The organism is Hymenobacter volaticus (assembly GCF_022921055.1).
Lineage (GTDB): Bacteria > Bacteroidota > Bacteroidia > Cytophagales > Hymenobacteraceae > Hymenobacter > Hymenobacter volaticus.
Genome location: NZ_CP095061.1, coordinates 57,452 through 78,422 on the forward strand (window position 1 = coordinate 57,452; position 20,971 = coordinate 78,422).

Here is a 20,971-nt window from a genome sequence, read left to right on the forward strand (position 1 = left end):
CGTGCTTTTTGCGTAGAGCAGAAGCCAACCTCTACCGTACGACCTTATGGCTGCCAAGAAAGCTGCTCCTAAAGATTCTGCCGCAAAAGACGCCACCACCCAAAAGCCTGCTGCCAGCAAACCTACGGCCGTTACGCCCGCAGCCAAACAAACGGCGGCGGCTACATCTGCTCCCAAGCCGGTGAAGCGCCCTACAGCGAAAGAAATGAAGCAGCACGCCGAGAAGCTGCCTTATCCGGCCAAGCAAGCCGATATGAAGTTGCAGCCCGATATGAGCTTCAGCACGTACCGCGCCGCCAGCAAGCTTCAGGATAAGATTGCACTGGTTACCGGCGCCGATTCGGGCGTTGGACGGGCAGTAGCGGTGGCCTTTGCTATGGAAGGGGCACACGTGGCCGTGCTTTACAACGAGAACACCGTGGATGCCGAAGAAACTAAGCGCTTGGTGGAAGCACAGGGCCGTCGTTGCATCTTGCTCCAGAGCGACGTGCGCGACCCCGAGCAGTGCAAGCAAGCCATTCGCCGCACCCGCGCCGAGCTAGGCGGCTTAAACATCCTCGTCAACAACGCGGCCTTTCAGATGAGCGCCGAGAAGTTCGAGGACATTCCCGAAGAGCAAATTCGCCGCACTTTCGACACCAACATCCTCGGCTACATTTGGATGGCGCAAGCCGCCATACCGCACCTGCAGCCAGGCGACAGCATCATCAACACGGGCAGCATTGTGGGTCTGACAGGCATCCCGATTCTGGTAGATTATGCCTGCACAAAATCGGCTATCCACGCCCTTACCAAGAGCCTCGCGACCTACCTTGGGGAGAAAGGAATTCGGGTGAACTGCGTGGTGCCCGGTCCAGTCTGGACGCCCAATATTCCGGGTACGATGCCCGCCGAAGAAATCGAGAAGTTTGGCTATGAGGTGGCCCTGGCCCGCCCCGGCCAACCCGAAGAACTAGCTCCTGCCTACGTGCTACTCGCCTCGCAAGACGGCTCGTTCATGACCGGCTCCTTGGTGCATGTGACCGGCGGCAAGATGAGTTCCGATCAGTAAAAGTTACGTTCAAGTGCGGGCTAGAAAATATAGCACACCGTCATGCTGAGCGCAGTCGAAGCATCTCGCTAATGTGGTAAAATCAAAAGCACCACAACTTCAGCACGCCAGATGCTTCGGCTCCGCTCAGCATGACTGATATACTTTGGCAACGGCAGCAGGCGAGGTGTTTCGACGAGTTCAGAAGGCCTATTGATTTAGCAACGCTAGCACACAGAATCAAGTGTGACGTGCTCTAGAGGACAGCCGCAGCATAACGCTTTTCCCATTGCGGCGCCTATCTTACCAGCAGGTGAGTGTGTAAAGCTCCGCTTCGGGTATGAAAAAACGATACGCATCGGGTTTATTGTTGCTGGCGGCGCTGGCAGGTTTTAGTGCACCGGATACTGCCTTGCAGAAAGTGCGGCAGTACCGGCAAGCGCACGAGTTGCCGCTGCTCACCGAGTACATGCAGTTTCTGGCCATTCCCAACGTGGCCGCCGATAGCGCCAACCTGCGCCAAACAGCCCGCTTCATTGTGGGCATGATGCAGAAACGGGGAATCAAGGCGCAGCTGCTGCCAGCTACCACGCCGGGTGTACCGCCAGTCGTGTATGGCGAAGTACGTACGCCGGGCGCCAAAAGAACCATCATTTTCTATGCCCATTACGATGGACAGCCAGTGAATGCCGCGCAATGGGTGGCGGGGCTCAGCCCGTTTCAACCGCAATTAGCCAGCACGGCACTAGCGCAAGGCGGCCAGCTACTGCCCATGGTGCGCGCGGGCCAGCCCATCAACCCCGATTGGCGCCTGTACGGGCGCAGCAGCTCCGACGATAAAGCGGGCGTAATGGCTATCCTGGCTGGCTATGAAGCTCTGGCTCAAAGCAAACTCAAGCCGGGTGTCAACATCAAGTTCTTTTTCGAGGGCGAAGAAGAAAAAGGCTCGCCTCACCTGAGCGAAATAGTGGAAGGTCACCGAGCCCTGCTCGCCTCCGACCTCTGGATTATCTGCGACGGACCCGTGCACCAATCCGGGCAAAAGCAAGTGGTGTTCGGTGCCCGCGGCGACGTAAACGTCAACCTTACGGTATATGCTTCCAAGCGGCCCTTGCACAGCGGCCACTATGGCAACTGGGCACCAAATCCGGCTCTTACGCTGGCGCAGCTATTGGCCTCTATGAAAGACAGCACGGGGCGGGTCACTGTTGCGGGTTTCTATGATGACGTGGTGCCGCTGACGGCGACCGAGCGCCAAGCGCTTGGCCGAGTGCCTAACCTCGATGCCACCATCAAGCAAGAGCTTGGTTTTGCCCGCCCTGATGGCAACGGGCAGACACTGAATGAATTAATAAATCAACCTTCGCTCAATATCAACGGCATGCGCAGTGCCAACGTGGGAGCTCAAGCAGCCAACGTAATTCCCACCACCGCCGAAGCGGCGCTAGACTTGCGCTTGGTGCTCGGCAACGACAGCAAGCGGCAAGTAGAGAAAGTGGTGCGCCATATCCAGAAGCAAGGCTTCTTTGTGACCACGCAGGAACCCACTGACGCCGAGCGAGCCCGCTACCCTCGCATCGTGCGGGTGGAACCTAAAACCGGTTACAACGCCGAGCGCACGCCCATGGACTTGCCCATTGCCCGCGAAGTGGTGGCCGCCGTGCAGCGTACCACTTCGCAGACGGTAGTGCAAGTGCCTACTTCCGGGGGCAGCTTGCCGCTCCACGTTTTCAAAAAGATAAACGCCGTAACGCTCACGGTACCAGTTGCTAATTACGACAACAACCAGCACGCCGAAAACGAAAATCTGCGCTTAGGCAACCTCTGGGATGGCCTGGAAACCATGGCGGCCATCATGCAGATGAAATAACTTTGGTAGCTCAACCGTAATCCAGATAATTTTTTCAGCCGGCAAGAAGATTTCACTCGTAAGTGGTTTAATAACTCGACAGTACCTGTTGTGCTGTGTTAGCTGCTTAGTGATGTCTGCTCCCGTATACCCTTCTGGTACTGTCCGTGCGCTGTTGGCCACCAATTTGGTGACCGATGCCACCCGCGCGGCCCTACAAGCGCGCCTCGACGCACCCGTTCACGAGCCCGAATTCTTTGAGCCCCAAACCTATGCTTTGCTGCAAGCTGTAGCGGCCCGCCTCATCCCACAACCCGATCGGGCCGAACCCATCGACGTGGCTGGCGGCATTGATAAGCGCCTCGCCGAAGGCAAAGCCGACGGCTGGCGCTATAATGCCATGCCCCCCGACCGAGAAGCGTACCGCTTGGGCTTAGGTGGCATCAACCAGGCCGCTCAAGCTCTGCATCAGCAGCCCTTCTTGGCACTTACGGAGCCGCAGCAAGATGCAGTGCTTGAAGCCGTTGCTGCCGGCACCGCGCCCGGCGAGAACTGGCAGCAACTGCCCATCGGTCGGTTTTTCGAGGAGATGCTGGCCGAGCTAACCGAGAACTATTATTCTCATCCGTTGGCACAAGAGGAAATCGGCTACGTGGGCATGGCCGACGTTCCCGGCTGGACCCATATTCAACCCAACGACCTGGAGCCCCGCGAGCCAAAAGCCGACTGATGAGCGAACCGAATGCGAGGCTCATGCTGATGAGCAGTCTGCTGCCCCCGTTACTCTTGCTCATCAGCCCATAAGCGCACCTCTGTATCAGCAATCCATACCATGCCCGACGAAGAAGTTCTCGAAGAAGGCGTTCTGAATCCTATAAAGACCGAAATCCAGGACCCGCTCTTGCAGGCCATTTTGGAAGAAAATGGTAGCCCCCTCGCGGCTCCTACCGAACTGGAACAGCCTGCGCCGCTCCCCGACCCCGTAGACGAGGTGGACTGCGTGGTAATTGGTACCGGCGCTGGTGGCGCACCGCTACTAGCCCGCTTGGCCATGGCGGGTCTGAAAGTGGTGGCCCTGGAAGCCGGCCCGCGCCGCAACCCTATCACCGACTACGCCACCGACGAAAAAGCCCAAGCGTTCCTGTTCTGGAACGATGAACGCCTTTCCGCCGGCCAAAATCCGGTAGCCTTCGGCAACAACAACTCCGGGACCGGGGTGGGCGGCTCTACGCTGCACTACACCGCCTACACGCCCCGCGCCCAAGACGACGACCTACACCTGCACCGCGACTTCGGGGTAGGAGTGGACTGGCCTTTCGGAATCGATGAGCTGGAGCCATACTATGATGAGCTAGAACAGTTTTTGGGTGTTTCGGGGCCTACGCCGTACTTGTGGGGGGCACCGCGTCGCAGAGGGTATCCGCTGGCGCCGCTGCCCCTCAACGGAGCCGCGCTGCTGATGCAGCAGGCGTGCGCACAATTGGGTATTCAAACTTCTCCGGCCGCCAACGCGGCGCTTTCGGCGCGCTACTACCAAGAAGGGGTTGGCTGGCGCGAGGCCTGCACCAACCGCGGTTTTTGCCAAGCAGGCTGCAATGTCGGCGCCAAAGCCAGCATGGACGTCACGTTTCTGCCGCTGGCCGAAGCACATGGCGCCGAAATCCGGGCCGATGCATTTGTAACCGAAATTGAGCGCGACGAAAAAGGCCGCGTCACGGGCGTAGTGTATGAGCAGTACGGCGTGACGGTGCGGCAGCGCTGTCGTCACCTGTTTCTGTGCGCGGGGGCCGTCGAGACGCCGCGCTTGCTGCTGCTCAACGAGCTGGCGCTTACCAGTGGGCAGGTTGGCAAGCACTTCATGGCGCATCCGGGCATGCAGGTGTGGGGTACTTTCTCCGAGGACATCCGGCCCTACAAAGGCATTCCGGGCGGCCTGATTTCCGAGGACACGCACCGGCCCAAAGACGCTGACTTTGCCGGTGGCTACTTGCTGCAAAGCATTGGCGTGATGCCCGTTACTTTCGCCTCCCAAATGGCGCGCGGCCGTAAGCTCTGGGGCCAGCAGCTGCGTGACTACATGCGCAACTACAACCACATATCCGGTATCAATATCCTCGGCGACTGTCTGCCCCACGCCAACAATTTCCTGGAACTGGCCGAGGAAAAAGATGCCCGTGGCCTGCCCAAGCCGCGCCTGCACTTCACGGCTCAGGAAAACGAGTTGCGCATGAACGCTCACTCCGAGAAGCTGATGCGCGAAATATGGACCGCCGCCGGTGCCACCGACCTATGGGCCTACGAACGATACGCCCACGTCATCGGCACGGCTCGCATGGGCCTGAGCGGCGATGATGCCGTCGTCAACCCCGACGGCCGCGCCTTCGACGTACCCAACCTCTACATCTGCGACAACTCTGTTTTTCCAAGCGCCCTCAGCGTCAACCCCGCCCTCACCATTATGGCTCTCAGCCTGCGCACCGCCGACAAATTCTTGGCAGCACAAGCACGGCTCGATGGCTAGTTCAGCAATCCTTTTGAACACAATAAAAACAGCATAGCAGCCTGTTATACTAATGGCAAATTGGCATAACTGATTAGATTTCAGATATGTAAAATATCAATGTTGCCAACGCCATCAGAACGTCATGCTGAGTGAAGCCGCAGGCGCAGTCGAAGCATCTCGCGTGCTGAGGTTGTGATACTAACTCAATGAACCAAGCGAGATGCTTCGGCTCCGCTCAGCATGTCCGGTATAGTTTGGCAACATCAGCACGCGAGATGCTTCGACAAGCTCAGCATAACCATAGTTTGGCAGCGGACTTATACAATGGCCGTGCGCTAGGCACTTCAGCAAGCGGATAAAGCAACCAAGCACAACGTGCTACTTCCAAAAGGCAGGCAACTGTTCGGCTGGTTTAAGGCTAGGCAGTCAATAACATTAATTCACCCAGCGCAAATCAACGGCTTCATGGCGAAGAGCTTCCTTACCCACATACAAGATCATTTCGGCGACGGGGGCTACGAGGGCGACCAATTTGGCGGCGCGGCAGGCCACGATGGGAGCGGCTTGCCGACGGGCGCACCCGGCAATTTCATGTTTGCTACCGGCATTGAGTGCTCGTACCCTACCATTGCGGGCGGTACGATTCGGCGCGACTTGCTAGCCGAAACCGACCACTACAACCGCTATAAGGAAGACCTTGGGTTGGTAAAGGAAATGGGCCTGAAAGTGCTGCGCTACAACCTGCCGTACTACCTCATTCAGAAAGCACCGGGCAAATACGACTGGGAATTTGCCGACAAAGCCATGGCCGAAATCCGGCGCCTCGGCATCACCCCGATTTTGGACCTGATGCACTTCGGCGTGCCCGACTGGATTGGTAACTTCCAGAACCCTGAGCTGCCGGTGTTCTTCGCCGAGTATTGTGGCGCAGTGGCCCGGCGCTACCCGTGGGTGCGGTTCTACACGCCTGTCAATGAGATATATGTAACGGCCCGGGCTTCTGCCAAAGATGGTATCTGGAACGAGCAACTCAAAGACGACCGGGCGTTCATCACGGCCATGAAGCACATCACGGCCGCCAGTATCATGGGTACCCAACAGATTGCCAAGCACCGCCCCGACTGCGTGATTGTGCAAAGCGAATCGGCGGAGTACATCCACGAAATGCGGGCGGTGCCCACGCCCGAAATCTGCCTCATCAACAAGCTCCGGTTTCTGAGTCTGGACTTGCTCTACGCGCACCCTCTCGATTCGGAAGTGCTGCTGTACTGCCTCGACAACGGCATGACCCGGCAGGAACTCGACTGGTTTATGGCCGGCGAGCCGCCCGGCTACCAAGTGATGGGCAACGACTACTACGGCCGCAACGAGCGGATTATCAAGCCCGATGGCAAGTGGTGCCAGGCCGAAGACGTGTTGGGTTGGTACACCATGACGCGCCAATACTACGAGCGGTACCGCAAGCCCGTCATGCACACCGAAACCAATACCTTCGACGCCAAAGACGCCGAATGTTGGCTCTGGAAGCAGTGGGTAAACGTGATGCGCATTCGGCAAGACGGCATTCCGGTTATCGGCTTCACGTGGTATTCGCTGCTCGACCAGCTGGATTGGGACATTTCGCTGGCTGAAAAGCGCCTCACCGTCAATGCCTGCGGACTCTACGACTTAGACCGCAAAATCAGGCCGGTGGGGGAGAGCTACAAGATGATGATCAGGGAGTTTGGCCAAATAACCATGGTGCCCTACGCCGAGATGTTTGCCGTAACCAGCCAACCAGCTATACTGAAAGTGAAAGTGTAGAGCTCACTTCTGTTTAGTGCGAAATATGGGCTAAAGCACGAAGCCCATATTTCGCGCGCTAGCTCGCATCTATTCTCGTCTATAACATATAGCATCTATTCTATTTTAACTTGGAATTATGTAGGTTGAAGATGTTTAATGAACATTTCAATTTACTGTTATGTGTATCTTCCGATTAGTCCTGCAGTCTAACTGGAGTGCGGCACTGCTTCTATTGGGCCTTCATGCGTGCAGTCCCAAAGCTACTACCAGTATCACAACCCCGGCCGCTACTACGCCGCCTACTGCCACCACCGCGCCAGCGCAGCCCGCCGTAGCGGCCTTCCAAATACCGGTGGAGTACTACACGTTGCCCAACGGGTTGAGAGTGGTGCTTTCGCCCGACCATACGGCCCCTACCGCCACCGTGGCGGCCTACTACAATATTGGTTTTCGCAACGAGCCCCGCGACCGAACTGGATTTGCGCATCTGTTTGAACACCTGATGTTTCAGGGTTCGCAGAACCTTGGTAAGATGGAGTTCATCCAACTCGTACAGAAGAATGGAGGGATTCTCAACGGCTCCACGCGCTTCGACTTCACCAACTACTATGAGGTGGTGCCGTCGCACAAGCTCGAAACCTTACTGTGGGCCGAAGCCGACCGAATGCGTGGCCTTGCCATCACGCAAGCCAACCTCACCAACCAGCAAGGCGTGGTGAAAAACGAGGTGCGTGTGAACGTGCTGAATGCGCCCTACGGTGGTTTCCCGTGGCTCGATATGCCGCAGAAAGCCAACAAAAACTGGAACAACGCCCACAACTTCTACGGCGACCTGAAAGACCTTGATGCGGCCACGCTCGAAGACGCCCAATCGTTCTTTAAAACCTACTACGCCCCCAACAACGCTGTGCTGGCCGTAGTCGGTGACTTCGAGCCCGCCGATGCCAAAGCTCTGGTAGCTAAATATTTCACTGAAATACCAAGCGCCCCGCAGCCGCCCAAGCCCGACCTTACGGAGCCGCGCCAGGAACAGGAACAGCGCTTCACCAAAGACGACAAGCTGGCTACCAAACCAGCTTTGGCCTTTGCCTACCACATGCCCGAGCGCAACACGCCCGAATACTACGCCCTCATCCTGCTCGACCAAATCTTGCTCCAGGGCAAAGACAGCCGCCTCTACCAAGCCATGGTGCAGAAGCGCGGCTACTCCGACAACGTGAACGGCGGCATCAACTACCTCGGCAACGCCTTCAACTACGCCGGCCCCATGCTTTGGATGGGCGACCTAACCTACGATCAAAACGTAAAGTCTGACTCCGTGGTGAGTGTCCTCGACCAGGAAATCAGCCGCCTCAGTAAGGGCGGCATCAACCAAGCAACTCTAGATCTGGCTATGGTGAAGCTGCGCTCCAGCCTCTACGACCAGCTCAGCGGCTCCGACAACTTCGGCCGCGCCGACATGCTAGCTGCCTTCGCCCTCTTCGACAACAACCCAGCCCGCATCAACACCCTGGAAGCCGAATTCCGAAAAGTAACGCCGGAGCTAATGCAGAAAACAATTCAGGAATATTTGCGCCCCACAAACCGTACTTTGCTTATCGTCAATCCGTTGGCGAAAAGCTAAAGGCTTGGCGCAGCATTGCACATCGTTATTCTAGTGTCCACTTCCAGAAACTGAACTCTATGAAACCGCTATACTTCACGCTGCTGTGCGCCGCCTTGGCTGTTGCTGTGGCGCCGGCTGCCTCGGCCCAGACCAAACCAGCCAAACCAGCCGCCAAGCCCGCGGCTGCCAAGCCAGAAGCCCCCGCCACGCCCAAGCAGGCTCCGCCCGTTGGGGGTACGCCCCGCGACTTCGCGCTACCTGCTAAAGAAGAGTTTGTGCTGCCAAATGGCTTGAAAGCTAAGCTGGTTCCTTTCGGTCAAGTGCCCAAAGTAACCATGATGGTAGCCATTCAGGCTGGCAACGTGCACGAAGCCGCCAACGAAGTAGGCATTGCCGACCTGCTGGCGCGGCTGCTAGCCGAGGGCACTTCTACGCTCAACGCCACCCAAATAGCCGAGAAAATAGCGGCTATGGGCGGCTCGCTGGATATATCGGCGGGTGCCGACCAGACCTATGTTCAGGCGTCTTGTTTGTCGGAGTATGCGCCGGAGCTAGCGGCTTTACTGGCTGAAGTGGTGACGCATCCGGCAATGCCTGCTAGTGAGTTGCCGCGTATCAAAACCGACTTTAAGCGGCAAATGAATCTGGCCCGCGCCCAACCCAGCATGCAGGCCCGGCAGAAATTCACAGCGGCGCTCTACGGCAGCCACCCCTATGGCCGCCCGCTGCCCACCGATGCCTCCATCGACGCCTTGACCATGGAGCAAGTGAAAGCCTTCTACCAAACTCAGTACGGCGCCAAGCGCACCAGCGTGTACGTAGCCGGCAAGTTCGACGCATCGGCCCTCCGCGAGGCCATCACCAAAGCCTGGAGCGCATGGACGCCCGGTCCGGAACCGCGCATCGAGGTAGCCAAAGCCCAAATCCGCCCCGACATAACCACCCTCGACCGGCCCAGTGCTCCGCAATCTACCATCGTTATTGGCATGCCCGTTGTGGACCCGAGCCACCCCGATTACCTGCGCCTGCGTGTAACCAATTCGCTGTTAGGCGGCTCGTTTGGCTCGCGCATCACGCGCAATATCCGGGAGGATAAGGGCTACACCTACTCGCCCCGTAGCGTCATTGAAACGCACTACCGCGCTGGCAGCTGGAGCGAAATTGCCGACGTAACCACCCAAGAAACGGGCAACTCGCTTAAAGAAATTGTATACGAAGTCGAGCGGCTGCAAAAGGAAGCGCCTTCGGCCGAGGAACTGAAAGGTATTCAGAACTACGAGTCGGGGTTGTTTGTGCTGCGCAATTCCACGCCAGCGGGTATCATCAACCAACTCAACACCCTCGACCTGCACGGCCTGCCCGACAGCTACCTCACCGAGCAAGTCAAGAACATCAACGCCGTGACGCCGCAGCAAGTCAGCGAAACCGCCCGCAAATACGTCCGTCCCGAAGCCATGACTGTGGTGGTAGTCGGCGACAAGAAAATCATCGACCCCCAAATCAAGAAATTCCAGGCTTCTCGCAAGAAGGCTCTGTAGCAAGCGTATAGCCGTTTCGCGAAGAGAGAGACGCGAATTGTCGCGTCTCTGCATACCAGTTACAGATTTTACAGGACTACCATAGGAGTGACAAGACAGGTCCCTTTCCGCAGCGAAGCAAGAAAGCTGCTACGGAAAGGGCTTGTGTATATCTGGTGATGAAGATAGTTGGCTTAACCTTTGCCTAGGCAGTCGGCATCCATCCAGTACCTTATCCTTTCCGCGCTTCTATGAAAATTTTTACTCGTATGCTGTTCTTGGCTGCCTTAACCACTGCTTCCGCTGTGTTCACCGGCTGTTCCGACAAAGCGGAAGCTCCAACTCCCGCCGATCCAGATCCGGCTTTCCGAATGGGCAGCTATTTCGACTTCACCACCATCACACCCGCTGGTGGTACCGCCCACTCTGGTTTTGGTACCACGCACTCGGCACTCGATATAAAAGGTAGCGCTGCAATAAGCACTCAGGTTTTAGCGCTGGACTTCACCGCGGGCGCCGATGATGCCCACTTCGAAGTGGACCGCGCCAGGCTAAGTGCCGACTGGCTTGGTACTTATGCCTTACGCTGCCGCAAACGCCCCACTGATCCTGTCTTCACTTCGTATGTGCACAGCGCGAACGGCGTTTCGTCTATCTACCGATTTAGCGACTTCGCCCTGGACCTAACTGGTGATGTAACCATCACTACTTACGACGCCAAGCGGCAGCTGGTGAGTGGGCATTACGAGGTGCGGGCACCCGAGCAACTCGACCCCACCAACACTGGCATCAGCAACGCTCCCAAATGCACCATCCTCTTGGCCGGCGATTTCGAAAACCTCAAAGTGAAAACGCAATAGTTGCCTGCCTCTCGATATAGAAAAGCCGCTCCAGTAATCTGGAGCGGCTTTTCTGTTGATAATCCTTTGCGCTTATGCAGTTGCAGGAGCGGCGGCTGGTGGGTACTCCATCAGAATTCCGGCGTCTATGCTGAGGCCTTGGCAATGGTCATATCTAGCAGTACATCGGCGCGGAACTACTGGCAGAGTTAGCGCTAGGTGATAAGGACTTTCCTAGGGCTGTCGATGCCGCTCATGGCACTTACTACCTTGCTGATAAGGTTGCGCGCTGGGCTTGCAGATTGCGAAACAGGTTGCGAGCTTGAGATAAGGGTTATCGTTGCTGGGGCCGGCGAATAAGCCGTCTAGCTCCTGTGCGGAGTCCCCTAGGGTTATGTCTCGCCCCGTAGTTCTTATCAATTAAGCTTTTTGCAAGCCCTACCTCATCTTCTGATACACAATACTAAATATTGCTTTGAATAGTATATATTCATTTATGCTGCTAACAGCAGCAAGCTCTGTGTATTAGATTAGTTCAAAAAATAATTCATTGGGTTATACACCGGGGTATGTGTGCTGAAGTGTCGCTTTGAGGTTGCAACTCTTGCATCAAGTCTGTTTAGTTTTCCTTTCCTCCACCTTTTATTCCTTTCCGAATGAAAGCAAACTTTTACTCACTCATTTCTTGGGTATCAGACGGACTTCGGTCACGACTGACAGCGATGGCTGCCGCTATGCTACTGGCCCCTGCTGCCTGGGCACAGATTGAAGTTCCCGCTGGCAATGTCGACTCGGGCACCAACGGGCGCAAGCCTTTCGGTACGTGGTGGGGCTATGAGCGGAGCGCCATGATTTATACCGCTGCCGAAATTGGAACTACCGGTAATTTAACCCGCATCGGTTTTTACCTCAACGCGGTCAATGCGCCGGGCGCTGCGGCCACTAAAATTTACCTCAAAAAGGTAAGCAATGCCACCTTCGCTGCGGCCACCACGGTAGCAGTTGAAGAAACGGGTGCCACTTTGGTGTACGACGCTACCATTCCAGCGTCCTCGTTCACGGCTAACACATGGGTGAGCGTACCTCTAACGGCTCCTTTCGCCTACGACGGTACTGCCAACTTAGAGGTGATTGTAGAAACCAATACTCCAGCGGCCGGCAACGAAACGAGTGCTAGCAAGGTGTTTCGCTATTCCTCTACTGGCACCAATAACCGGACTCAGTTCTGGCAAACCGACGATGCGCCACCCACCACAGTAGGAACGTTGAGCATCTTACGGCCTAATATTCAGCTTACTGGCCTTAACCCGCTGGCTTGCGCCCCGATAGCAACTTTGAACGTGAACAACATCACGACTACTTCGGCGCAACTCTCCTTTACGCCTAGCGCAACCAGCACCAGCTACACGGTAACTTACACGCCCGCAGGTGGCACAGCTACGACCATAACGCCTGCTCCCACGGGTTCCCCCATCAACCTGACTGGCCTCACGCTCAATACCGCGTACACGGTTACCATCACTAGCAATTGTGCGGGAAGCACCACTTCGCCAGTAGTTACCACCACATTCACCACGCTTGCCGTAAGCAACGATAACCCGTCTGGGGCTATTGCGCTGCCTATTTCCGCTACTTGCGTGCCGACTAATGGCACCAACGTGGGCGCTACCACCACTCCTCCCAATGGTTACGTTAACCCTGGCGCTTCTCCCAACAATTGCGGCGCTGCTCTCACCCCCCGCGACGTGTGGTATACGTTCACAACGGCTGCGAGTGGAGCGGGCAGCACGGCAGCTACTTTGCAAGTGACGGGTAATGCGGCCGGCTACATTCGCGTATTTAGCTCCGCTAACGGGGCAGCAGGGCCATTTACGGAAAGAGCTTGCGCCTCGGGCGGTGCCAACAATACAGTATCAATTCCGCTGAACCTAACCGGACTCACCGCTAGTACCACCTATTATGTAGCCGTGTCGGGATATGGCTCTGCCGACACAACGGGCCCATTCACGATATGTGCAAGCAGCACGCCCGTAGCAATATGTGCTCCTCCGTTAGCCCTGTCTTTTGGCAACATCACTGCCACATCGGCCAACTTGATATTTACGCCCGGAGCTGGCAATACCAGCTACACCGTGACGTACTATCCAACGGCTACGCCGACTATGACGACCACCATAACGCCAGCTCCTACTGGCTCGCCGGTGGCGCTTACAGGCCTTACGGCCAACACCGCCTACACCGTAACGATCCAAGCCCTTTGCTCAGCTGGTGGCACCACGCCAGCCATCACCCGTACGTTTACTACGTCGCCTCCGCCTCCGGCCAATGACAACTGCGCCGGTGCCACGGCCCTAGCCACTGCGGCTACGTGTACGCCCATTACCACCTCCAACGCAGGCGCCACAGCTTCGACGGGGGTACCCGCTCCAAGCTCGACCACCGGTACTGGCTGCTTTGTAGCGGCAACCCCCGTTAACAACGATGTCTGGTATAGCATTGTGGTGCCTGCTTCTGGTGGGGTAACGGTCACGACTAGCGCCGTAACGGGTTCGCCGGTGAATGATATGGGGCTAGTCCTCTACACCGGTACGTGTGGTGCGCTTACGGAAGTAGCTTGCAGTGACGATATTAGCTCGACCAATTTCTTTTCGAGCGCAAGAGCAACCGGCCTTACCCCCGGTTCAACGGTGTATGCCCGCGTATGGAGCTTTGGCACCACACCTACCGGTCAGTTCGGTATCTGTGCCGTGCCTACCATTGCCAACGATGCGGCAGTTCAGATTATCTATTCCGTAAGCAAAGCTCCCATATCGGCTCCGCAGACAATCCAGGCAGTTGTGCAGAACTTGGGTTCGTCGCCCCTGACCAATGTGCCGGTCATTCTGGCGGTGACTGGTAGCTCGCCGTATGCAAACGGTAAAATAGTGCCGACGCTGGCACCCGGTGCCTCGGCTATCGTTACGTTTGATACCTATACCCCAACGGCTACCGGCAGTAACACCATAACGGTAACGGTGCCAGACGACGGGTTGAATACCAACAATTCGCAAACCACCACGACAACTGTTACGACCAATAGCTTGTCGTATTACGTTGAGGGGCAAGCAACTACTACCTCCGTGAGTGTTTCAAGCACAAATCCGGGTGGTACGCTGGCGGTTAAACACATCATCAATACACCATCTACTATCGGTGAAGTTCGATTGACTTTCCTGGCGTCCACGGCCGCAGCAACATACCAAGTGGTCATACTCAATGCCACGGCCACCGGGCAGCCGGGCACTGTAGTTTTCACGTCGCCTACTCTAACCAAGCCAACTACGGCCGGCGTGGTCACGGTGCCTGTCACGAACACAGCTGTAAATGGCACCTTCTTCGTCGGGTTGAAAGAGGTATCGGGTGGGGTTGGTATTGCGTATCAGGTGGAAGACCCGCTGCGCCCCAACACGTACTTCTATCAGACGTCCGCTACCGGCGCTTGGACCGATGTGAATACCACCACCTTGAAAACTCGTTTGGGCATCGAGGTTGGATTTAGCACGCGGATTCTCTCGGCGCGTAGTGCCGCCTTGACGCAGGCTATATCCTTGTATCCCAATCCGGCGCACGACGCCTTCACCCTGAATTTGCCGGCCATTGCAGGTCAGCGTACGGCCAAGCTGACGCTCATTAATATGCTGGGCCAGCCCGTGCAAACCCGCACGGTACAGCTCGGCGCCAACGGTACCGAAACGCAAGTGAAGGTAGACGGCCTCGCCGCGGGCCTGTACACCCTACAAATTCAAACTGCCAACCAACTAGCTACCAAGCAAGTGGTTGTGGAATAGAAAATCAATCAGCAAGGCGAGCGGATAGCTATCTTGCCAATCTGAACAGCAAAAAGCCCGGCTTACGATAAGCCGGGCTTTTTGCTGTTCAGATCGGTAAGTCAGTCACGTACTGCGTATGCTCCCGTAACTTCAGGACAAGCTGCTGGTTGCTTGCATTGTGTTTAGCCCCGTTTCTATGTTACTGCCAACTTCGTCGTCTGTGCCCGGTGCTGCGCCACTTACTTTCGTGTGCTTGCACTACTGGGCCGGTTCGGGTAAAGAATGGCAAGCCGTAGCTGAACTGCTAGCCCCAGAATATGGTGTGCTAACCCCCGACCTAGGAGGTTTTGGTAATGCACCAGCGCCAGCAGGCGGATTCACTGTCGATGCCTATGCCGACGAGGTAGCCGCGTATATAGCAAGCCGGCAACTGCAACAGTACGTACTGGTAGGGCACAGCATGGGTGGCAAAATTGCCTTGGCTCTAGCCGCTCGGCAGCCGGTTGGGTTGCTAGGCGTAGCGCTGCTAAGTCCGTCGCCGCCCACGCCTGAGCCCATGACCGAAGAAGACCGGCAGAGCAGCTTGCGAGCATTTGGAAAGCGCCCGGAAACTGAAAAAACGCTAGCTACAATTACGGCTCGTACATTGCCTGCCGCTGTGCAGCAGCAAATCATCGACGACAACCTGCATACTAGCAAGGCCGCCTGGAACGCGTGGCTACTACACGGCAGCCGCGAAAACATAGCGGCCCGGCTGCACCAGTTGCGCGTGCCCTGCACCGTGCTTGCCGGCGACCAAGATGCAGTGCTATCACCGTCGGTGCACGGGCTCGAAACCCTGCCGTTGCTCCCCGATGGTACCCACCTCGAGATTGTGGGCGGAGCTGGCCACCTGCTGCCCTACGAAGCACCCGAGGAAGTAGCAAACCTGCTGCAAGCCTTTGCTCGGCAACTTCCTCAGGGAGCAGACTAACTTGTTGGCAGGCGGCTGCGTTGGAGGAAAGGTGCGTGAACCTCAGCAAACAGTAGCATTCTCGGGCCGTATGATAGTTGCGTGGCGTCGGCATTGGCCTCACTATGTGGCCGAAGCGCTTGGGCTGGCCTTCTTTATTAGTTGCGCCAGTTTGCTTACCGTTTTGCTGGAGCACCCAGCGTCGCCAGTCCGGCAAGCCTTGCCGAATGAGGTAGTGCGACGTGGCCTGCTAGGAGCGGCTATGCTTTTCGTTGTGGTGACCATTGTCTATAACCCATGGGGCAAACGCTCGGGGGCACACATCAATCCTGCCGTGACGCTGGCCTTTTGGCAACTAGGCAAAGTGCGCCTTCCCGATGCTGTCTGGTATGTGGTAGCGCAATTTGTGGGCGCAATAGTAGCCGCTCAGCTGATGAGCTTGGTACTGGGCCCGCTGTACGCCCACCCCGCCGTAAAATATGCCGTAACGCAACCCAAGCCAGGGGGTGAGGCGCTAGCTTTTGCGGCCGAGTTCATTATCTCCTTTCTGTTGATGCTGGTAATGCTGAAAGCCTTGCACTCCAGCAAACTCAAGAAGATAACGGGCTGGCTACTGGGTGGGCTCATTGCGCTCTATATCCTAATCGAAACGCCGTATTCGGGCATGAGCTTGAACCCAGCACGCAGCCTCGGCACCGCTTTGGCAGCCAATAGCTACCACGGGCTGTGGCTCTACTGGGTGGCCCCACCCTTGGCTATGTGGCTGGCAACGGTGCTGTTCCGGCGCTTCTACCACGGCGAAGATTTAGACTGCGCTATCCTAGCAGGCTGTGGCCCCGGTACCTCGTCGCCCCACTCTCCCGAGGAAGAGCCACCCCAGTACCCCGACGAATGAAAGTGTAAAGCAGGGAGGGTAACAGTTCAGTGGCGCAATCAGCACAAGGCGGGTAGAAAGCGCACTAACTCAACAACCTAATGCCTAGTCTAAGGCTCTTTCGCGGAAGAGGACGTAGCCGATGTGAGCAAACACGCCGAATTTATGGTCGGGGTCGTCGTAGTGAATGAACTGAAGCGAGGCCGGACCTACGGGAGTTTGGTAAACAAAACCCGTCATGGCCGTGAGATAGGGTCGGCTGAAGCTACCGCGAGCAGCAAGCAAGGGGTTGCTTTCCGCCCGCTCATACGGGCGAAACAAGGCGTGCGCATACACTTCGCTTCGCCATTCCAACGACCCTAGTATAGCCTTGATATAGCGCAGCCCCACGGCTGCGTAGGTTGTGCCCCGGTAACGATCCAGAAACAGAGTACGTGAGTCGGGGAGGGGCAGGAATGCTGGCGCCGACGTGAGTGACGAGCGGTAGGTGGCAAACCGGCCCTGCGTGGAAGCTACCGCATCCACGGTGTAGCCCCAGGCGTGCACGCGGCGGCCCACCGAATCCACTTTGTGGAAAGTGAAATACTGCTCGGTATAGAAGCGCGCTTGCAGCCACTGGTGGTCCTTGGTGCGGGCCAACAACCCCGGTGCAGTGGAACCAGGCGTGTATTCCTCCTCTCCGAGTACCCCGCGCAGCTTTATCTCGGCCCGCCGACCACTAACAGCGTACTGCCGCCGGTTTAGGGAGTTACGCTGAAATTCTAGCGTGCCGGTCAGCCCTCGTTTCATGCGACTTTCGTCTAGCTCGGCTCCGCTACTGATTTCATTGGTATTGGCAAATCGGTCGCGGTTCGTGAACAAGCTGCCGCCTACGATAAACCGGCTGCGGTAGTTGGGGCTGTAGCCTACCACAAAACCCGTTCGTAAATCGCGCTGCTGCAACTGCGTATTCTGCGCGGTGCTACCAAGCAGAACGCCGGTATCCTGATAGTTGAAGTTGTTGAAGGTGATAATGGGTTCGAAATAAAACGGCGCATTGCCAGGAATACTAATCCGAAAAGAACCCTGCGCTCCGTTGTAAAAGCGCCCGATGGTGGCATCAGCTTGCACCGTGTACAGCAGGCGGTTGAGGTAACGGTAGGCTCCACCCAAATAGAAATTGCTCATTGAGCGCGACGACAACAGCACGCCTAGGTCGGTGGTGAGGTTGCTGTTTTGGCGGGCATCCAGGTTCATTACGTAGCCCTTCAGTTGGCTGTCGTAGCGGACGCGGGGGTAGACGTTGTTGAAAAAGTCGTTGTTGACGAGGCGGTAGTAGCCTTCTTCCACATCACCGGGCGAGTAGTTGGAGCCAGTGCGCTGAAAGAATCGCCGAATAAACTCTTGCTGTTGGCGCGGCACTCCTTGCACCGTTATTTCCTTGAACTCGGGGCGAGGCGCCTGCTCCTGGAAAGCGCGTCGGCGCTGCTGTAAGGCCAGCGTATCCTCGCGGCGCGGAATCCGGGCTAGCAATTCATCTAGCTTCTTCTCCGTGGCTTGTTTGCCTAGCATGAGTAGCTGGCCCACCCTGTTAAAGTCAGCGGCGGTATACCCATCTAGATTAGGTTGAATAAAAACCCCGTTGCTACCGACCGACGTGGTATCGGCGCCATTGAAGCCCACAAATAGCAATGTGTTGGTAAGCAGCTGGTCGTCTTTCTCTTTGGGGTATTTATTGAACGCCACGTCCCCCACGTTTACCCCAATGATAATGTCGGGCTTGAATTCTTCCCGCATCACATCAGTCGGGAAATTATCTACCACGGCCCCGTCGAAGAGGTAGCGGCCGTCGGGCTGACGTATGGGTCGAAACGCCAGTGGGAAAGCCATCGAGTTGCGCACGGCATCAGACAAAGAGCCGTCGCGCTGCACCACTTTTTTGCGCGTAAATACCTCGGAAGCCACACTGCGGTAGGGCACCAGCAACTTATCGAAGTTGTAGCCAGAAACAGCGCCGGCTGGGGCTAGCATGGTGGCCAGTACGTAATTCAGCGTCACATCATCCACGAGCTTGGGCGTCACGCGGGCCTTCAGCGTCGAGTCGATGGCTAGGCGCAAGTGCAGCGCCGCGGGGTTGTAGTCGTTGTCGTAGTAGTTGTAGACTTTGCCTTCGAGCGGTTCGCCCGACACCCAGTTCTGAAACTCGGGCTTGAGTACAATCTCCTTTATCTCGCGGGGTGAATAACCCGCCGCGTACATGCCGCCCACTATGGCCCCCATACTCGTCCCGACGATGTAGTCGATGGGGATTCGGTTCTTCTCCAGCACTTCCAGCACTCCCACGTGCGCTAGCCCTTTGGCGCCGCCGCCGCTCAGCACCAAGCCTACTTTTTGGGCTTGTGCCAACGGACTGCCCACGAGCAGTAGCAATAGTAAAAATTCGAGGATACGGCGAGTTTTTCGCATGTAATCAAGTAAGTAAGCTCCACCTTGTAGAGGCGCGTTTCCTACGCAACCGTCCTAGACAAGTTGCGCGCATACGGAAGTGTAAGCTCCAGTACAAATAAGATAGGGATCAGCAAACCCTGTTGCTAAGTAAGCAGCTAACGCAAGCATCCATAAACACATGTGTCAGGCTTATTTGGTTCAGGGTGCCAGCCAAGCGCCTAAGGGGCCCGGAAGATTGCGCAGCACCGTGAACAGCACCGTGAAGGTTGCTATGCTCCATCCAAACCAGGGCCGATACAGAAATGAGTTGCGGCGCGGCCGCTTAGCAAGCCACCCGCGCAGTTCTTCCACTGATCCAACTACCAAAACAGGAGCGGCAAGTGCCGCCAGCAAGTTGAACCCAATGGCCTGCTTGAAGTGGCCATGCAAAAGAGCATGCACGGCTCGTTGGGTGCCACAGCCCGGGCAATGCAAGCCGGTTAGCCAGTGCACCAAGCAGCGCGGAAACGGGTGCTGCGCCGGGTCGAGGCGAAAATAAAGGGCGGCCAGCACTAGCCCAGCCAATAAGCTCAGTGCCAGCAAACCTCTTCCCTGACGATACAAAATCACTTAAACGCCTAACGCATGCAAAATGGCCCCACCAGCTCCCAGCACCGCCACCAACACAAAAGGAATAACCACCTGTAGCACGCCCCCAATCAGCCCGTATTTCACCCATTTGCCTGCGTTAACCGAAGCTTCCTGCGCCCCCGCATAGTCACCGACCGATAAACGAGAATTAACGTTGGCGGCATTCACAATGGCAACAATGCCAAAGGGTAGGCAGCAGAAGATGGTAACCAGAATAGACTCTACCAACCAATTCTTGGGCGGAATACCTGTGGGCGAGGTGTACGATTGTTCCATGCGGACGAGAAGACGAATGTGCAGACCGCTGAAAAATAGCGAATTCCAGATACAATCCTACGCGCCGGACTAAGACCAGTCATTTTTTGAAAATAAAATACACCGCAGCCACCAGCAACATAAAGCCAATCAGGTGATTCCAGGTCAGTTTGTCGGTCTTGAACACGTACACGGCACACAGCGTGAAGACGGTGAGAGAAACTACCTCTTGAATCACCTTGAGTTGAAACAGATTAAAGGGTCCGCCATTTTCCTCGAAGCCTAACCGATTGGCGGGTACCTGAAATAGGTATTCGAAAAACGCCAGCCCCCAACTAATCAGAATGACGCCTACTAGCCCTAAGCCGTGCAGCCAGCTTATCTTTTTGAATTGCAAGTGCCCGTACCAGGCAAACGTCATAAACAGATTAGAAACAACAAGCAGCGAAACCGTATAGAGGCTTTTCATCGTGGAGCGTAAGGTGGAGTCATACAAACAAAGCACATATACGGGAGCTTACGGCAGTAATCAGCTTGCTGGTCTAGAATGATAAGGCCCGCTCTAGTATTGGAGCCAGCCATGCTCGTTTACCCCGCTTGTCGTTCTCAATCGCTACTTCGTCGTGGCCCAACATTACAAGCTTCGCGAACTTCTCTATTACCCTTATCAAGCATGGCTGAAGCTGTGAAGAGTGGCTTTAGCGCTACAGCTAATAAGCCTTCGGATAGCGCGTCTGGAGCACCCGTGCGGGAAGCTGTAACCAAGTAAGGTTCTTGCCTGCTAAGCTGGAAGCATCTAGGGTAAACCGAACACAGCCTAACGAAAATATCCATCCGGAAAAGAATTATCCTACTGTCGAGCTAAAAAGTTAAGCTTTGGGGTAGTTGCATAACA

At 56.2% G+C, this 20,971-nt stretch carries 15 protein-coding genes; 11 read left to right on the plus strand and 4 right to left on the minus strand.

Translation table 11 applies throughout. The features are described 5' to 3' along the window. The first annotated feature begins 46 nt into the window (after nt 1-46). From MUN86_RS00190 to MUN86_RS00240, 11 genes are all read left to right on the plus strand, one after another. Nucleotides 47-1,051, plus strand: coding sequence for an SDR family oxidoreductase (locus tag MUN86_RS00190; RefSeq protein ID WP_245120447.1), 1,005 nt, complete (start codon nt 47-49; stop codon nt 1,049-1,051). A 319-nt stretch (nt 1,052-1,370) separates the two neighbouring features. Beyond that, entirely contained in the window at nt 1,371-2,900 is a 1,530-nt protein-coding gene (locus MUN86_RS00195; protein ID WP_245120449.1) for a M20/M25/M40 family metallo-hydrolase, read from the plus strand. A 112-nt stretch (nt 2,901-3,012) separates the two neighbouring features. After that, nucleotides 3,013-3,609 carry a gluconate 2-dehydrogenase subunit 3 family protein gene (locus MUN86_RS00200; RefSeq protein WP_245120451.1) on the plus strand — a complete coding sequence of 199 codons (597 nt, stop codon included), beginning with the start codon at nt 3,013-3,015 and terminating at the stop codon, nt 3,607-3,609. 102 nt (nt 3,610-3,711) lie between these two features. Further along, nucleotides 3,712-5,400 carry a GMC family oxidoreductase gene (locus tag MUN86_RS00205; protein WP_245120453.1) on the plus strand — a complete coding sequence of 563 codons (1,689 nt, stop codon included), beginning with the start codon at nt 3,712-3,714 and terminating at the stop codon, nt 5,398-5,400. A gap of 447 nt (nt 5,401-5,847) precedes the next feature. After that, on the plus strand, nt 5,848-7,185 hold the full coding sequence (locus MUN86_RS00210; protein WP_245120455.1) for a family 1 glycosylhydrolase: 1,338 nt from the start codon (nt 5,848-5,850) through the stop codon (nt 7,183-7,185). Nucleotides 7,186-7,345: 160 nt separating this feature from the next. Continuing rightward, entirely contained in the window at nt 7,346-8,791 is a 1,446-nt protein-coding gene (locus MUN86_RS00215; RefSeq protein WP_245120457.1) for a M16 family metallopeptidase, read from the plus strand. Nucleotides 8,792-8,850: 59 nt separating this feature from the next. Next, on the plus strand, nt 8,851-10,311 hold the full coding sequence (locus MUN86_RS00220; protein WP_245120459.1) for a M16 family metallopeptidase: 1,461 nt from the start codon (nt 8,851-8,853) through the stop codon (nt 10,309-10,311). A gap of 230 nt (nt 10,312-10,541) precedes the next feature. Beyond that, nucleotides 10,542-11,150: a hypothetical protein gene (locus MUN86_RS00225; protein ID WP_245120461.1), complete on the plus strand. Its 609-nt coding sequence runs from the start codon at nt 10,542-10,544 to the stop codon at nt 11,148-11,150. Between the two features lie 635 nt (nt 11,151-11,785). Continuing rightward, entirely contained in the window at nt 11,786-14,956 is a 3,171-nt protein-coding gene (locus tag MUN86_RS00230; RefSeq protein ID WP_245120463.1) for a fibronectin type III domain-containing protein, read from the plus strand. A gap of 178 nt (nt 14,957-15,134) precedes the next feature. Beyond that, a complete protein-coding gene (locus MUN86_RS00235) occupies nt 15,135-15,911 on the plus strand; it encodes an alpha/beta fold hydrolase (RefSeq protein ID WP_245120465.1) in 777 nt (258 codons plus the stop codon). 70 nt (nt 15,912-15,981) lie between these two features. After that, nucleotides 15,982-16,785, plus strand: a complete 804-nt coding sequence (locus tag MUN86_RS00240) for an MIP/aquaporin family protein (protein ID WP_245120467.1) — start codon at nt 15,982-15,984, stop codon at nt 16,783-16,785. Between the two features lie 84 nt (nt 16,786-16,869). On the opposite strand, the gene MUN86_RS00245 is transcribed toward MUN86_RS00240, so the two are convergent. From MUN86_RS00245 to MUN86_RS00260, 4 genes are all read right to left on the minus strand, one after another. Beyond that, nucleotides 16,870-19,209 carry a patatin-like phospholipase family protein gene (locus tag MUN86_RS00245; RefSeq protein WP_245120469.1) on the minus strand — a complete coding sequence of 780 codons (2,340 nt, stop codon included), beginning with the start codon at nt 19,207-19,209 and terminating at the stop codon, nt 16,870-16,872. Nucleotides 19,210-19,389: 180 nt separating this feature from the next. Then, nucleotides 19,390-19,800: a DUF2752 domain-containing protein gene (locus MUN86_RS00250; RefSeq protein WP_245120472.1), complete on the minus strand. Its 411-nt coding sequence runs from the start codon at nt 19,798-19,800 to the stop codon at nt 19,390-19,392. Further along, entirely contained in the window at nt 19,801-20,097 is a 297-nt protein-coding gene (locus MUN86_RS00255; RefSeq protein ID WP_245120474.1) for a CD225/dispanin family protein, read from the minus strand. It lies immediately after the preceding gene. 79 nt (nt 20,098-20,176) lie between these two features. Continuing rightward, entirely contained in the window at nt 20,177-20,545 is a 369-nt protein-coding gene (locus tag MUN86_RS00260; protein ID WP_245120476.1) for a DMT family protein, read from the minus strand. Nucleotides 20,546-20,971 lie beyond the last annotated feature (426 nt).